Genomic DNA, 14,720 nt, shown 5'->3' with positions numbered 1-14,720 from the left:
ACATGAACTATGTCGGATCTCGGATGCGGGTCTCTGATCTCTGTGGATTGGCGTCGTCAAGCACCAGTTTTGGTTTCTTCGTCCGTCCGACTCGACAACGCTCCCGGCAGATTGGTCGTGGGGAGTCGGGCGATGGCAAAACGGAAGCTTCTCAAGGTTCATGATCGACAGAAGGTTTTCGATATACCAGCCGACGAGAATAGCCTGATCCGGCACTATTCGTTGTCACCGGCGGGTCGTCTGGAGATTGAGCTGCGAAGGCGTGTGCATAATCGGCTTGGTTTTGCCGTTCAGTTATGCCTGATGCGATACCCTGGCCGAGTGCTGAGAGCGGAAGAGATCCCGCCCCGCGCCATGCTTCGATATGTTGCTGACCAAGTCGGCGCCGACCCAGAAGCATTTGCGCTTTATGCACGGCGTGAAGAAACCCGTCGTGATCACACGGCGCGCCTCATGGTGTACCTGGATACGAGAAGCGCGACGGCGCAGGATCGTCGAGCCGCGCTATTGGCTGCAATTCAGACGGCGGCGATGTCCGACGACGGTCCTGCGATAGCCAGTTCCATTGTCACCACATTGCGTGAACGTGGATCTCTTCTGCCGGCAATCGACACAATCGAACGCATCGGCCTTGCCGGCCGTGCTATAGCCCGCCGTCGGGCGGAGAGAACTCTGATCGAAGACATTTCGCTCGATACACTCCAATCATTGGACAGGCTTTTGGAGGTTGATCAGTCGATCGGCCAAACGCGCTTTCATTGGCTGCGCTCGGCACCGGAAGCACCGGGCGCGTCGAACCTGGTCGGGCTGACCGAACGGATTGCCTTCCTGCGCACGCTGGAAATCGATCCGAAACTGCAGATGCGCATATCTTCTGGACGTTGGGACCAGATGATCCGTGAGGGCAATGCCACGCCGGCATGGCTGGCGAACGACTTCAATGCGAGTCGCCGGCACGCTTTGATCGTGGCGCAGGTCATCAAGCTTGGCCAGAAGCTCACCGACGATGCTGTGTCAATGTTCATCAAGCTGATGGGTCGACTGTTCTCGCAGGCCAACAACCGCAAGAAGCAGCGGCAGATGGATTGCAGGCCGGATACCGCGAAGGCGCTGCGCATGTTCCTCGACACGATCACAGCCCTGCAGTCCGCCAACGACTATGGAAGGAATGCTTTGGAGGTTCTCGACCAGAAAGTCGGCTGGCATCGGCTGCTCCGCATGAAGCCTGAACTCGAGTCGATGGTCGAAGGCAACGAGGCGTCACCCTTGGTGTTGGCGGCTGAGCAATATGCAACCGTCAACAAGTATGTCGGTGCTTTTCTGCAGGCGTTCACGTTCCAGTCGGCGCGGCGACACGATCCGCTTCTTGCGGCAATTTCGCTGCTGAAACGGCTCCATGCCGAGAAGCGGCGGGCCCTTCCGGATCGCGTCCCGGTCACCCACCTCAGCCAAGCTGATCGGAGGCTCATCTTCGGAGAGGGGAGACCTGATCGCCGACTTTACGAGATCGCCACCCTCGCGGCCTTGCGAGACCGGCTTCGATCTGCAGACATTTGGGTCGATGGCAGCCGATCCTTCCGGCCGATCGACGAGCATCTAATGCCGCGGGCAACATTCACCACCATGAAGGATGAGGGTCGCCTTGGACTGGGTGTCCATGGTGATGGGGTGGCTTGGCTTGCCGAAGCGCGTCAGATGCTCGACTTCAACCTGAAGCGCCTTGCGCACAGGGCGCGGACAGGGAAGCTCGAAGGTATTCGTCTTGAAGCTGGTACCTTAATCGTCACGCCGACCGCCGGCGAGGTTCCGGCGGCTGCCGAAGAACTGAATGCCGAGATCAGCGATATGTATCCGATGGTTGAGGTGCCGGACCTCTTGAGGGAAGTGCACGATTGGACTGGCTTCGCCGATCACTTCACGCATGTCCGCACGGGTGATTCTCCGAGGGACGTCTCGGCCATGCTGGCCGGCGTGCTGGCGGATGCAACCAATCTCGGCCCGAAGCGAATGGCCAGCGCATCCAAAGGAATCAGCGCGCATCAGATCGGCTGGATGCGCACATTCCACGCCCGGTCGGAGACCTATCGCGCGGCGCAAGCATGTATCACCGATACCCATACTCGTCACCCGCATGCCCGAGTTTGGGGCAATGGGACGACGTCATTATCTGACGGCCAATTCTTCCGCGCGAGCGACCGAGCCGCCAAGCGCGGCGACGTCAATCTGCACTGCGGCAGCGAGCCGGGTTCGAAATTCTACAGCCATCTGTCAGATCAGTACGGCTACTTCAGCATCCTGCCGATCAGCCCGACCGAAAGCGAGGCAGCCTATGTGCTCGATGGGCTGTTCGATCAGGACACGATCCTCGATATCCAGGAACACTTTACCGACACCGGCGGTGCGAGCGATCACGTCTTCGGGCTGTTCGCCTTGATCGGTAAGCGCTTTGCGCCGCGATTGCGCAACCTCAAGGATCGGAAGTTCCACACCTTCGAGAAAGGCGATATATACCCGGCGCTGTCTAATCACATTGGCGCTCCGATCAACGCTACCCTGATTCTCGACCATTGGGACGATCTGCTCCATCTGGCAGCGTCGATTACGACGCGCGCCGTGGTGCCATCCACGATCCTCAAGAAGCTGTCAGCATCCCCGAAGGAAAGCCAGCTCGCAAAGGCGCTACGGGAACTTGGCCGGATCGAGCGATCGCTATTCATGATCGAATGGTATTCGAGCCCAGCGCTGCGCCGCCGCTGCCAGGCCGGCCTCAACAAGGGTGAGGCGGCGCATAAGCTGAAGCGCGCCGTCTTCTTCCACGAGCGCGGAGAGATCCGGGACCGATCTTTCGAAAGCCAGGCCTTCCGCGCCTCCGGCCTCAACCTCGTCATCAGCGCGATCGTACACTGGAACACGGTCTATATCGAACGGGCCGTCACCCACTTACGCGACGTGGGTCGCGAGATCCCTGATCATCTGCTCAGGCACATCTCGCCGCTGAGCTGGGAGCACATCAATCTTACAGGCACCTACACCTGGGATAGCGAACAGCATCTGCCGGAAGGTTTCCGGTCGCTGAGGCTCCCGGCTTGGCTACGGCGAGCTGCATGAGTTCTCACTTTGTTCGACCTTAGGGTACGATTTCGCACTGCTCTTGTTCTGACCCCTCTAAACCCCAAAGCGCTGACCGGAAGTTAATCAATTGACATGCCAGATCGATCAACCTTATTGATATTGCCACTTTGGAGCTGATGGAGTGAGCTCGCAATTCAGGAGGAGAAAAAATATGTTGCCCGACACAATGAAGGCCGCGGTTCTGGTCGAGCCCGGCCGCTTCGAGGTCAAGCAGGTACCGCTGCCGAAATGCGGGCCGCGCGACGTATTGGTCAAAGTGAAGCGCGCCGGCGTTTGCGGCACCGATATCCACATTTTCCGCGGGCACTTCGCGGCAGAGAGCATCCCACTCATTCCGGGACACGAGTTTTCCGGCGTCGTGGCCGCCGTCGGCTCTGACGTCGATATGGTTGCGGTCGGGACGCCTATCGTCGCCGACATCAATGTCGGCTGCGGGCATTGCTATTACTGCCGCAAGAACGAGGTTGTGCTCTGCTCCGAAATCAAGCAGATCGGCATTCACCGCAATGGCGCCTTCGCCGAATATGTGCTCGTCCCCGAGCGACTGATCATTCCGATCCCCAACGACATGCCGTTCGAGATTGCGGCCTTGACCGAACCACTCTCCTGCTGCGTTCGCTTGTTCGAGCGCAACGATGTCCGCGCCGGGCAAAGCGTCGTGGTCCTGGGAGCCGGTCCGATCGGCAATCTGCATATCCAGATGGCACGTCTGGTCGGGGCCGCACCGATTATTGCGGTCGATCTCAACGAAAATCGTCTGGCGGCAGCAAAGAAAGCCGGTGCTGATGTCACCGTTTCGGACCCGGCGCAGGTTGCAGCCGTCGTAAAGCAGTACACCGACGGCCGGGGAGCAGACGTGGTGATCGAGAGCGTCGGCAGCGCCAAACTCTACGAACAGGCATTCGACCTGATTCGGCCCGGCGGCCGGGTTGCCGCCTTCGGCGTCTCGAGCGCCGAGGCTCGATCGTCGCTATCCCCGCTGATGTTCGTCATGAAGGAAGTGGCGATGAAAGGCACGGTCGCCAGTTCGGGCGACGACTTCCACAACGCTCTGACCCTGTTGAAATACGGTCGCATCAAGACCGAATTCTTCACCTCCGTCATTCGCCCGCTCGACGATGTCCAGAAGGCCATCGAAGACTTCATGGGCAATCAGGATACGCTGAAGATCCAGATATCCGTAGACGGCTGAAAAATGACAAAGGCCGGCGCGATGTGCCGGCCTTTGTCGTGGAAGCCGCGGCTCTCCGAATGTCCGGTCGCGCCGCAGCCGCAGCCATAGAACTTGAACTTGGACATCTTTCCGATACCCGCGTTGAAACTGTTCGTCAGGTCGAGTTCACGGTAGAAGTCGGCAAGCGGCGCTTCGGCGGAGTACAGGTTTCCAACATTGTGCTCGGCCGGATACTGGCGCCACGGCGATCCTGGAAGGCCAGCATATCCTTTTTCCCCGCCGCCGCCTTGCAGCAGGGTCAGCAGAGCAGCTGGATCCACCTTACCCGACCTTGTGGCTTGCCGGGACGGCGTTGGGAGCCATCTTGTAATATGTTTCGACGCGACCGATGTGGGAAGCAAGACGCTTCTCGGCCAGATCGACGTCCCTCAGCCGGATCGCCTCAACGATTTCGATATGCTGCGCATGCGAGGCCGCACGCCGCGCACGATCGGCGAAGAACACCTCGCGACGCTTGTGCGACATCAGATAGAACGGGTGAATGACGCGCACGAGGATCTCGTTCTGGGTCGCCTTGATGATCGCCAGATGAAAGGCGAAGTCATAGCCGGATGCTTCCGCGGCAAAAGCGTCGTCGTCGCGATAGAGCGCAAGCACATCCTCGAGCCGAGCCAGATCCTTTTCGGTCCGTCGCTCGCAGGCCATTCGGATCGCCTGCACCTCGATCATCCGCCGAACCTCGATACACTGCTCGTTGACGGAGTTTTCGATCGGCAACCCCATGCCGGCAAAGAGCACCAGCGCATCAAGCGACGTCGCATCCGTTTCCTTGCACAAGAAGACGCCTGACCCCCGCCTGCGCTCAAGATAACGCATGGATTCCAGCGTGCTCATCGCCTCGCGCACCTGTGCACGACCGACATTCATGCGGTCGGCGAATTCGCGTTAATGTGAAATCGCCGCCGCGGGCAGTGTGGAAATCCATCCACTGGTGCGGGGTGGTGTGACGCACGATCCTGTCAGCCAACCCAATCGCCTGGAAGACGCGCGGGCACTCGTCGTCCATGCCGACCCCGCGCGGATAATCGATCAGCTCGCCGAGTTGCTCGATTATCAAGATTCCTTAGTCCGTGAGGCGCGACCAGATTGTTGATCGTCATGCCAACCGGGCCGGCGCTGACAATGATGAGATCGTAATCGGGGCGTCAGCCATGGTCGCTTCCCATGTTGCCGGCCAAGACTATCGCAGCGCCGCCGGCAGCCAGAGCGTGATGATCGGGAATGATATCAGGAGAAACAGCCTGACGCCGTCCGCCATCAGAAACGGCACCACGCCCTTGAAGATGGTCGTGATCGATACCTCGTCGCCAACCTGGCTCTTCATGACGAAGACGTTCATGCCGACCGGGGGCGTGATCATGCCGATTTCGACAAGGGTAAGGGTAACGACGCCCCACCAGATCAGGTCGTAGTCCAGCGCGACGATGATCGGGATGACGAAAGGCACGGTAACGACTATGGCCGCGACTGTATCGAACACGCTGCCGAGGATGAGGTACATGATCACCAGGATCAGCAGGATGAGCCAAGCGGGGGTGACGCCCGGCTCGATCACCGACAGCACGGCATTGGTGACGCCGGCGAAGTTGAGATAGGCGCCGAAGATGTTTGCGCCGATGATGATGATGTAGAGCACCGCGCTCGTGCCGACCGCATCGCGGATCGACTCCAGCAGGCCGGCGACCGACGCCCGGCCGGAGACCAGCCAGAAGACGAAGGCAAAACCGGTTCCGGCAGCGGCGGCTTCCTGGGCATTGAACAGACCACCATAAAGGCCGCCAATGACGCACAGGAACAGCAGGATTGGCCGCCACGCGGTGAGGATGGCCCGCACCGGAGAGACTTCGCGGCCATCGTCGATCAGCGGCGCCACGTCGGGACGGATACGAACATAGACGAGGATCGCTACGACATAGAGCAGCGTCGCCAGAAGACCGGGGATCAGCGCCGCCATGAAGGCTTCGGAGACCGACTGCTCGGCGATGACGCAGTAGATGATCAGGATGACCGAAGGCGGGATCAGCGCGCCAAGCGTGCCGCCGGCGGCGATGCTGCCGGTCGCAAAGCTGGGGGCGTAGTTGCGGGCCGTCATTTCGCGATAAGCGACGCCGCCGAGCGTGGCAGTCGTGGCGACCGACGAGCCGCTGATGGCGCCGAAGCCGGCGCATCCCATGACGGTGGCGATCGCGTGACCGCCGCGCAGGCGCGCAAACAGCGAGGTCGCCGCGGCGAAGATATCGTCGGCAAAACCGGCGGTGATCGCCAGGTTGCCCATTAGCAGGAAGAGCGGCACGGAGGCGAGGTCGGCGCTTGCAAGCGCGCTGGTCAGGTTGTTGCCGCCGACCAGCAGCATCGCGTTGCCGCCAAGGATCGCATAGCAGCCGGCGAGCCCGCTGAGCGCCATGGCGATGCCGATCGGTACATGCGCCAGCGCTAGCAGGTAGAGCATGGCGAAGCCGAGAAGGACCTTCGTCAAGGGGCTCATCTCGGCGTGGTAGAACACCAGCAGCGCCGCGGCTGCAATCGCGACGGCGAGCGTCAGCAGGGGCGCCGCCAGTTCGCGAATGAGGGCGGTTCGGTCGCGCATCAGGGCTGTGAAATCCTCCGCGGTCACCGCGACCTGGACGATCAGTCCCAAGCTCGTCATCGCCGCGGCCGCATACCAGAACGGGCCAAGCCCGAGGCCGAGGACGACTGTGCGCTCACCGAACTCCACCTTGGAAGCCGCGTGATCGAACAGGACGTAGGTGAACAGGGCAAATACCAGCGCCGTCAGGATGCTGGCGACGAAGTTGAGACCGTTTGTCCGGCCGGTCATGCCGCCGAACAAGCCCATCGAAACATGCGCGCGGCGGTAGTTCGCAAAGGCGAATGCAAGCGTGATGATGCAGGCGAAGGCGAGTTCCGACAATTCGAAAAGGCCGCGAATCGGCGCGGCGATCGCCCATCGCAGGATGACGTCAATGGTGATGATGAGCGCGGTGAGGAGCAGGGCGCTGCCTGCCACGTAACCGGCGAGCCTGGAAATCGACACAATCATGGCTGGTTCGCCCACTGGCAGGAGAATGCGAAAAAATGGCAGGAGCCTTGCCCCCGCCATGGATGTTCGACCCGGATGCTATTGCGAGACGGCGCCCTTGCGGAAGCTGTCGAGGATCGCCTCGCCGTTGGCGGTCGAACTCGACCACGCGGCGATCACCTCGTTGGCCGCCGCTTCCCAAGTTGCGGTTTCCTCCGCGTTTGGCGTGATGATGCTATGTCCCTCGGTCGTCGAGACCAGTTCGCGGACGCGGTTGCTCTCAGCCTCGAGCCGTTCGCTCCAGAACTCGGAGAAATCGCGCACGGAGTACTTATCGAGTGCGGCCTTGGCGGCATCCGGCAGCGTATCGTATTTGGCCTTGTTCATGATAAGGTAAATCCCTGCCGCACCCAGCGGAAGATCGATGTGGGTCTTGGTTACATCGATCAGCCGGAAGCCGTCGAGCGCGAACCAGTCGGACGCCGCCCCATCGAGGACGCCCTTAGCAAGACTTTCAGCAACGGTGGGAATGGGCATGCCGACCGGCGTGGCCCCGATGCGGCTGATCATGTCCGACAAAACGGCGCCGGCGGCGCGCACCTTGGCACCTTTGAAGCCGGCGAGACCACCGATATCGCCAGTGTGGTGGAGACGCGCGACATCCGCGGTACCGACCCCGAGGACCTTAACGCCGTCGAAGCCGTCGAGAAGACCTTGTTCGTAGAGCGACGCCATTCCGGCCGAGCCCTGGACGGGGCCGTCGATCAGAAGTGGGAGCTCGGAAACGCCGGCGGCGTTGAAGCGGCCCGGATTGTATGCGGTGATGCTCCAGCCGATGTCCACGATGCCGGCGCGCACCGAGTCGATGATTTCCTGGGGCTTGGCGGCGGAGCCGCCCGACAGGAACTCGATCTTTAGCGAGCCTCCGGACTCCGCCTCGATCTGTTTGAACCACGGCTCGAAGATCTGGACGTTCAGGAATGATGTCGGGCCGACAAATGTCGCGAACTTCAACGTCGTAGCTTCTTGCGACCAAGCGGCCGAAGTGCCGAGCGTCATCATCGACGCAAGGCCGAGCCCGACAAAGGTGCGACGTGACACACTGGCGAGAATATTCATCGAGCGATTCCTCCCTGTTGACGAGGCCGAGGGACGGCCCCCTTAAAGCGGCATCCTTCGCCGGAAAGGCTATCGCGGGCAATTTTGATCTGGCTTTTGTTTGCAGAGTGAACATTTTTAAGAGGGCCTGCGCCTAACCCGCCAACCTTTCGGCGAGCGCCTGCTCCGCACGGCGGACGCAGTCCCTGAGCGGGTCCAGATATTTGCGCGCAGCCTCCTCGGGCGATAGAGCGCGGCGGAAGAAGACGATGTTGATGGCCCCGACGACGCGCCTTCTCGACCGGACAGGTAGGGCGATCGCGCTTATACCCACATTCCCCAAGTAAATCGCTGATTTTGCTGTCAGGATCTCAATATTTCCGATATAAATCATGGTGTTGATGGCCGTGAGGGGCGCGTTTGATGGATCACCCAGAGGGTGCGGGTTCGAAGCGGGCAGATCGGGTCGAGTTCGACCGCCGGGTGCATGTGGAGTTCCGAGGTGCGCAGCTCAGTTCCGACGGCGGCCTGCTGGTGATGCGCGAGCTGGATGACGCGCTCGGGCTGTCCGATCTGGCGGCAAAAGCATTGCGCGACACCCGGCGCGGCAAGAACACGGTCCACCGGCTTGACGGGTTGTTCCGGCAATCGGTGTTCGGGCGACTGGCCGGATACGAGGATGTGAACGACGCCGACCGCCTGGCCCTCGATCCGGTGATGCGCCAGGTCGTGGGTGGAAGGGCTGTCGATGCGCAAGCGGCCTCGGCCTCGCAGATGGGACGGTTCGAGACCGAGACACTGGCACAGCCCGAGAACCGTGCCGCGCTGGCCGACCTGAATGGCCAATGGATCGACCGGTTCCATGACCGTAACGGGCTGAAGTACATCGTTCTGGACATGGACAGTTCGGTCAGCCCCACCCATGGCGATCAGGAGGGCGCGGCCTGGAACGGGCATTTCGACTGCACCTGCTATCACCCGAACTTTTTGTTCAACCAGTTCGGCATGCTGGAGCGCTGCGCCTTGCGCCATGGCAACGTCCACAGCGCCGATGGCTGGCGGGACGTTCTCGACCCCGTCATCGCCCGCTACGCGGAGCGCGACCTTTGCGGCCGGTTCTTCCGGGCTGACGCCGCCTACGCGATCCCCGCGATCTATGAGCGGCTGGAAGAAGCCCGATTCTTCTACGCCATCCGGCTGCCTGCGAACAACGTCCTGCGCGAGAAGATCGCGCATCGGCTGACGCGCCCTGTCGGGCGACCTTCGCTGACCAAGGTCAAGCGCTTCTACGAAGACTTCGAGTATCAGGCGGCATCCTGGGACAAGGAACGCCGGGTGATCGCCAAGATCGAATGGCATCCGGGCGAACTGTTCCCGCGTGTCGGCTTCATCGTCACCAACCTGCCGATGGAGCCCGACTGGGTGGTGCGGTTCTATAACCAGCGCGGCACCGCCGAGCAGCACATCAAGGAAGGTAAATATGCCTTCCACTGGACGCGGCTGTCATGCCGGAAGTTCCGCGACAATGAGGTGCGACTGCAACTGCATGCGCTGGCCTACAACCTGGCCATCTTCTTGCGCTGCATCGAGTTGCCCGAGACGATGGCCGACTGGTCGTTGACCAGCCTGCAACTGAAGCTGATCAAGATCGGGGCACGTGTCGTCCGCCATGCCCGCGCCATCACCTTCCAGCTGGCCGAGGTGGCCGTCACCGGTCCGATGGTCCGCGCCATCCTCGCCGCCATCCGCCGATTGCGAGCGCCTCCGCTATGCGCATGACCGCCATCCACGCCCAAACTGAACGAAAACGGCAGGATGGGTCTGTCCGCTGCGCTGAAAAACACCGCCACCAGGGCACAACACGGCGGCTTCGCGGGCCGATCTGCCCTGTCTCAGCGCCTTGCGCGCCCGACGACGCCGCTCGGGACGGAAAATGATTGTCCTGCGGTCGGATTCAGGCGAAACTCACGTCAGACGGCATGCCACTTGGGGAATGTATGTTTATACCCGATAGAATGCCGAAAACCGCTTCGGGCAAAGTCCAGAAGCACATCCTTAGAGCGAAGTGCAGTGCAGATTTTTGAAAGGAAACGATATGAGTGCGTATATCATCTTCGACCGAAGGCAGACAACCGATGCGGCTGAGCTTGCGCTTTATGGACCGTTGGTCGGTGCCACCCTTGAGGGGCGCGGAGCGACCAAGCTTGCCGGCGGCAAACCCCTCGTACTCGAGGGGGAGCCGAGTGAGGCGGTGGTTGTGCTCGAGTTTCCATCGGCCGAAGAGGCCAGGGCATGGTACGATAGCCCGCTGTATCAGGAGGCTACCGTCCATCGTCTCAAAGGCGGCGATTGGCGTGTCATGATTGTCGAGGGAACTTGATCCCGACACTGGTATCAGGCGAAGACGTTTGGGCGAAGGGGTTGGGCGACAAAATCGCGGGCTCACTCAGTGTCAGCTAGCCCCTTCGAACCCAAGCGCCAGAGTGTTCCGCGCGGCATTGCCTTCCGGCTGATCTCGGTTGGTAGCTACTCACTGATGGCGGCGCTGCTCAAGCAGGCCTCGGAACACGGTGTGGTGGCCGGCGAGATGCTATTCTACCGGGCGATCTTCGCATTACCGGTCGTGCTGTTCTGGGCGCTCAAAAGCAGGGGGATCAGCGCTCTCCGCACGCGTAGACCTTGGGCGCACCTCGGCCGATGCGCGCTGGGTATCGCCTCGATACTTTGTGCCTTCCAAGCGCTCATCGTGCTGCCGTTGGCCACTGCCACTACGATTGGCTTTACCGCGCCGATGTTTGCGACAATCCTCTCATCGCTCATTCTCCGTGAGCGGGCCGGAAGCCATCGCTGGCTGGCGGTTATGCTGGGCCTGGCAGGCATCGCGATCATCATGCTGCCCGTTGGGCCCGATGCTCATGCTGCTCCTCTCCAGGGAGTTGCGATCGCTCTGCTTGGCGCCCTCGGCACAGCCGGTGTCGTCACCACGGTTCGGCAACTGCGGCACACCGAGCATGTCGCGGCGATCGTGTTCTGGTTCTTTGCGTCCTCAGCAATAATAGGCGGCATCTTGCTCTTTTACGTCGGAAGGCAGCATGACGCAGAGACGTTGGCCATTCTCGCTGGTGCAGGTGTCGCGGCCGGAATAATGCAAATCACAATGACTGAGTCGCTGCACACTACACAAGTGTCGGTTCTAGCGCCGCTTGACTATTTTCAAATCGTGGGTGCTTTGACACTTGGATGGCTAATATTCTCAGAGATTCCCAAGGAAACTGCTATATTCGGTGGGTCCCTTATAAAGTCTCGCGCCGCGCGGTCGCTGCCGTGCTTACCGCTTCGCTTGTGCTGGCGGCGCCGGTTCCCGCCCTGGCCGGCGTCGAAAGCGAGATGCAAAGTTTCATGACCGAAATGGGCGCGCAGGCCAATGTGACCGGGCCGTCGGCCTATCAGGGCCAGTCGGCGGGCTACTATTCGGGCGGGGCGATGTGGGCTTTGGCCTCATGGGCCGGTCGCCGGACTTCCTGAACGTGACGCTCCTTGCCCTGTGGGAAGCGCGCGACGTGCTCGCCCGCGGCGGACAGCGCTATGCGGACAATATCGAGAAATACTACAAATATGTTCGCGACAACGACCTCTTCCTTAGCCATGCGCTAATTACCCCGCAGAACGACCGTTCGAAACAGTCGTCCGAGCAGGCACACCTGCATATGCGGGTGGTCAAGGAAACCGACGAGGGCATCTATGTCAGCGGCGCCCGCATGATTGCTACGCTGGGCCCGGTCTCCGACGAGATGCTGATGTTCTCGTTGCCCGGCCTCAAACCCGGCGACGAGGACCACGCGCTGATGTTCGCGGTCCCGACCGGTATCAAGGGCCTGCGTCAGATCTGCCGCGAGCCGTACGCCCTCAGCGGCGACCGGACCAGCTTCGACCATCCGTTGTCGAGCCGCTTCGAGGAGAACGACTCCCTGCTGATCTTCGACAACGTCCTGGTGCCGTGGGACCGCGTCTTCTGCTACCGGGATGTGCAACTGTCTAACTCGATCTATCCGGACACGGCGCTTCGCAACCATACCGCGCACCAGACCAACACCCGCGCGCTGATCAAGATGCAGTTTGCTGTCGGTGTCGCCATCCAGATTGCGCGCGCGATCAAGGCCGACCAGTTCCTGCACGTCCAGCAGATGCTCGGCGAGTGCCTCAACTCGGTCGAGATACTGAAGAGCGGTCTTGTTCGCTCCGAAGTCGAATTCGAGAAGACCGCAGTCGGAACCGTGCGCACGTCGCTGGCGCCGTTGCAGACCCTGCGCACGTTCCTGCCCAAGGCCTACCCGAAAGTCATCGAGACGATCCAGACCATCGCGGCTGGCGGATTCATGATGATGCCGACGGGGCGCGACTTCACAGTGCCCGAACTGAAGGAAGACATGAGCCGGTACTACCAAGGGGCAGGCATGTCATCGGTCGATCGTGTCAGGCTCTTCAAGTTGGCCTGGGACTTGGCAGGCGAGGCGTTCGGCACGCGCGCTCTTCAGTACGAGCGCTATTACGCCGGCGATCCAGTTCGCACGATGGCGGGCAATTACCTGTCGGTGGATGACCGCGATATGACACGTCTCGTCGATGCCGCGCTGGCGCTGGCCGGGGATCCGCAACCGGCGGCCGAGAACTTAGCCGTGCGGGCCGCCGAATAGTCCGGATTATAAGAGGAAACCACATGCCAAACATGCCAAGCCGGCGTCACGACACGAAGGTGGCGAATCTGTCCGACTTTTAAGAACGTATCCGGAACTCAGGTTGGTTTGACCGTGGATGTCGTTGCTTTTTCGGCCTTGAGAGCTTCGTAGAGGGCGGTTTTCCCGATTTTCACGCGGGCCGCGGCTTCCCGGACGTTCAAACCGGCCGCCAGATGCTGGCGGGCTTTGGCAAGTTTGTCCGGGGTTACGACGACTTGTCGGCCACCGCGTCGGCCGCGTTCCTCTGCGGCTTGCAGACCGGCACGTGTTCGTTCCCGGATCAGATCGCGCTCGAACTGTGCCAGCGCGCCGAACAGGTGGAAGACCAGGCGACCGCCGGATGTCGTGGTGTCGATGTTTTCGGTGATGGATCGGAAGCCGACGCCTTTGGCCTCCAGTTCGGTGATGATCTCGATGAGGTGCTTCATCGACCGGCCGAGGCGGTCGAGCTTCCAGACTGTGAGCGTGTCGCCGTCGCGAACGTAGCGGATCGCCTCCGCCAATCCGAGTCGGTCAGTCTTCATGCCGGATGCCTTATCCTCGAACAGCCTTTCACAACCTGCTTTGCGCAAAGCGTCGAGTTGCAGGGCGGTGTCCTGGTCGCCGGTGGAGACCCTTGCATAGCCGATAGCGGTCATGAGACGTGGTTTGTCCGTTTTTCCGTTGAATACGGACATTGTCCGATTTGCCGTTTCATGACAAGGTTTGCGGACAAGAACTGTGGATGCCGCGAAACGTTCGTTTGTCGGACACGCATTTTCCGGTTCGCTGCACTCTCCGCAACGAAACGGGAAGATCAGAGAATGGCGCGAAGAGCACTACTGAGCGAGGCATGGTGGCAACAGGCGACGATCATCCCGGATGACGAAAGGGAGATCGCCAAACATTACACGCTGGATCGATCGGATCTCGACCTGATCATGCGACAGAACAAGGCCTCGAATAGGCTGGGCCTCGCCTGTGTTCTGGCCACGCTACGATATCCGGGCTGACCGCTTGCGGATGGCGAGGTCCTGCCGGCTGGCGTCTTACGATTTCTGGCGCGGCAGATCGGCGTCGATCACCATGAGATCGATCGTTATTTCAAGCGCCCGCAGACGCGGCGCGAGCATCTGGCCCTGCTTTTCGACAGAATGAAGATGCGTCCGTTTGTGCCTTCGAACGTGCGGGCACTCACAGGCTGAGGCTGGCTGACACCTGCCGCGCAAACCCCCGCGCCAGGCCGATGTATTGGCGGATATGGTGGTGGAAGAACTGCGACGCAGGAGAATTCTCTTACCAGCGCGGCCGGCGCTCGAAGCCATCATTAATGTGGCGATCAGGTGCGGCATTCGTATTGCTCATCGGGCCTTGGCCGGCGGGATCTCAGAAGGCCAAAAGCTCGATCTGGACAAGCTTCTCGATCCGCGTGAGGGGACGCTGACATAGAGAACGATGCCAAAAGCCATAGACTCAATATCAGCAAATTTCGATGGCGCTGATGCGGATGCCGAAACCTTCG

13 protein-coding genes and 2 pseudogenes are annotated in these 14,720 nt (G+C 60.8%); 9 read left to right on the top strand and 6 right to left on the bottom strand.

Going from position 1 to position 14,720, the window contains the following annotated elements:
- Positions 1-132 precede the first annotated feature (132 nt).
- Together RNA01_RS19405 and RNA01_RS19400 are read left to right on the top strand one after the other, a co-directional pair.
- Complete coding sequence (locus RNA01_RS19405) at positions 133-3,108, top strand: Tn3 family transposase (protein WP_147181815.1); 2,976 nt, start codon at positions 133-135, stop codon at positions 3,106-3,108.
- A gap of 175 nt (positions 3,109-3,283) precedes the next feature.
- A complete protein-coding gene (locus tag RNA01_RS19400) occupies positions 3,284-4,324 on the top strand; it encodes a zinc-dependent alcohol dehydrogenase (protein ID WP_235916779.1) in 1,041 nt (346 codons plus the stop codon).
- Here the strand turns inward: RNA01_RS19400 and RNA01_RS24490 are convergent.
- From RNA01_RS24490 to RNA01_RS19375, 5 genes and pseudogenes are all read right to left on the bottom strand, one after another.
- Complete coding sequence (locus RNA01_RS24490; protein ID WP_284727935.1) at positions 4,285-4,626, bottom strand: hypothetical protein; 342 nt, start codon at positions 4,624-4,626, stop codon at positions 4,285-4,287. The two genes, RNA01_RS19400 and RNA01_RS24490, sit on opposite strands and share 40 nt — an antisense overlap.
- Position 4,627: 1 nt before the next feature.
- Positions 4,628-5,239, bottom strand: a pseudogene (locus RNA01_RS19390) (FadR/GntR family transcriptional regulator); the annotation flags it as partial.
- Positions 5,169-5,423 carry an FAD-dependent monooxygenase gene (locus RNA01_RS24485; protein ID WP_170253555.1) on the bottom strand — a complete coding sequence of 85 codons (255 nt, stop codon included), beginning with the start codon at positions 5,421-5,423 and terminating at the stop codon, positions 5,169-5,171. The pseudogene RNA01_RS19390 and the gene RNA01_RS24485, both read right to left, overlap by 71 nt.
- 123 nt (positions 5,424-5,546) lie before the next feature.
- Complete coding sequence (locus RNA01_RS19380) at positions 5,547-7,406, bottom strand: TRAP transporter large permease (protein ID WP_170253553.1); 1,860 nt, start codon at positions 7,404-7,406, stop codon at positions 5,547-5,549.
- A gap of 78 nt (positions 7,407-7,484) precedes the next feature.
- Complete coding sequence (locus tag RNA01_RS19375) at positions 7,485-8,504, bottom strand: TRAP transporter substrate-binding protein (protein ID WP_147181812.1); 1,020 nt, start codon at positions 8,502-8,504, stop codon at positions 7,485-7,487.
- Between the two features lie 402 nt (positions 8,505-8,906).
- Between RNA01_RS19375 and RNA01_RS19365 the strand changes: the two genes are divergently transcribed.
- From RNA01_RS19365 to RNA01_RS19345, 5 genes are all read left to right on the top strand, one after another.
- Positions 8,907-10,262 (top strand): IS1380-like element ISKpn23 family transposase, encoded by a 1,356-nt coding sequence (locus tag RNA01_RS19365; protein ID WP_003168745.1) that lies wholly within the window; start codon positions 8,907-8,909, stop codon positions 10,260-10,262.
- Between the two features lie 316 nt (positions 10,263-10,578).
- A complete protein-coding gene (locus RNA01_RS19360; RefSeq protein ID WP_147181810.1) occupies positions 10,579-10,863 on the top strand; it encodes a DUF1330 domain-containing protein in 285 nt (94 codons plus the stop codon).
- A 69-nt stretch (positions 10,864-10,932) separates the two neighbouring features.
- Positions 10,933-11,886, top strand: coding sequence for a DMT family transporter (locus RNA01_RS19355; protein ID WP_147181809.1), 954 nt, complete (start codon positions 10,933-10,935; stop codon positions 11,884-11,886).
- The gene (locus RNA01_RS24480) at positions 11,871-12,008 is read left to right on the top strand and encodes a conjugal transfer protein TraH (RefSeq protein WP_210245781.1); all 138 of its coding nucleotides are present in this window, start codon (positions 11,871-11,873) and stop codon (positions 12,006-12,008) included. The genes RNA01_RS19355 and RNA01_RS24480 overlap by 16 nt, the downstream gene beginning before the upstream one ends.
- The gene (locus tag RNA01_RS19345; RefSeq protein WP_147181808.1) at positions 11,984-13,177 is read left to right on the top strand and encodes a 4-hydroxyphenylacetate 3-hydroxylase family protein; all 1,194 of its coding nucleotides are present in this window, start codon (positions 11,984-11,986) and stop codon (positions 13,175-13,177) included. The genes RNA01_RS24480 and RNA01_RS19345 overlap by 25 nt, the downstream gene beginning before the upstream one ends.
- A 98-nt stretch (positions 13,178-13,275) precedes the next feature.
- Here RNA01_RS19345 and RNA01_RS19340 read toward each other — a convergent pair whose 3' ends face one another.
- Complete coding sequence (locus RNA01_RS19340; RefSeq protein WP_035218831.1) at positions 13,276-13,857, bottom strand: recombinase family protein; 582 nt, start codon at positions 13,855-13,857, stop codon at positions 13,276-13,278.
- A 57-nt stretch (positions 13,858-13,914) separates the two neighbouring features.
- Here RNA01_RS19340 and RNA01_RS24155 point away from each other — a divergent pair.
- Positions 13,915-14,403: pseudogene (locus tag RNA01_RS24155) on the top strand (DUF4158 domain-containing protein).
- A gap of 46 nt (positions 14,404-14,449) precedes the next feature.
- A complete protein-coding gene (locus RNA01_RS24150; RefSeq protein WP_235916777.1) occupies positions 14,450-14,647 on the top strand; it encodes a hypothetical protein in 198 nt (65 codons plus the stop codon).
- The last annotated feature ends 73 nt before the right edge of the window (positions 14,648-14,720 follow it).

Origin of the sequence: Paenirhizobium naphthalenivorans, from assembly GCF_007992095.1 — a bacterium.
Lineage (GTDB): Bacteria > Pseudomonadota > Alphaproteobacteria > Rhizobiales > Rhizobiaceae > Allorhizobium > Allorhizobium naphthalenivorans.
This window is presented reverse-complemented; position numbering and strand designations above follow the sequence as displayed.

What these genes read in the sequence shown, in the direction of transcription:
- RNA01_RS19405 (WP_147181815.1), top strand. Translation starts at nt 133, where the DNA reads ATGGCAAAACGGAAGCTTCTCAAGGTTCATGATCGACAGAAGGTTTTC.
- RNA01_RS19400 (WP_235916779.1), top strand. Translation starts at nt 3,284, where the DNA reads ATGTTGCCCGACACAATGAAGGCCGCGGTTCTGGTCGAGCCCGGCCGC.
- RNA01_RS19380 (WP_170253553.1), bottom strand. Translation starts at nt 7,406, where the DNA reads ATGATTGTGTCGATTTCCAGGCTCGCCGGTTACGTGGCAGGCAGCGCC.
- RNA01_RS19375 (WP_147181812.1), bottom strand. Translation starts at nt 8,504, where the DNA reads ATGAATATTCTCGCCAGTGTGTCACGTCGCACCTTTGTCGGGCTCGGC.
- RNA01_RS19365 (WP_003168745.1), top strand. Translation starts at nt 8,907, where the DNA reads ATGGATCACCCAGAGGGTGCGGGTTCGAAGCGGGCAGATCGGGTCGAG.
- RNA01_RS19360 (WP_147181810.1), top strand. Translation starts at nt 10,579, where the DNA reads ATGAGTGCGTATATCATCTTCGACCGAAGGCAGACAACCGATGCGGCT.
- RNA01_RS24480 (WP_210245781.1), top strand. Translation starts at nt 11,871, where the DNA reads ATGCAAAGTTTCATGACCGAAATGGGCGCGCAGGCCAATGTGACCGGG.
- RNA01_RS19345 (WP_147181808.1), top strand. Translation starts at nt 11,984, where the DNA reads ATGGGCCGGTCGCCGGACTTCCTGAACGTGACGCTCCTTGCCCTGTGG.
- RNA01_RS19340 (WP_035218831.1), bottom strand. Translation starts at nt 13,857, where the DNA reads ATGACCGCTATCGGCTATGCAAGGGTCTCCACCGGCGACCAGGACACC.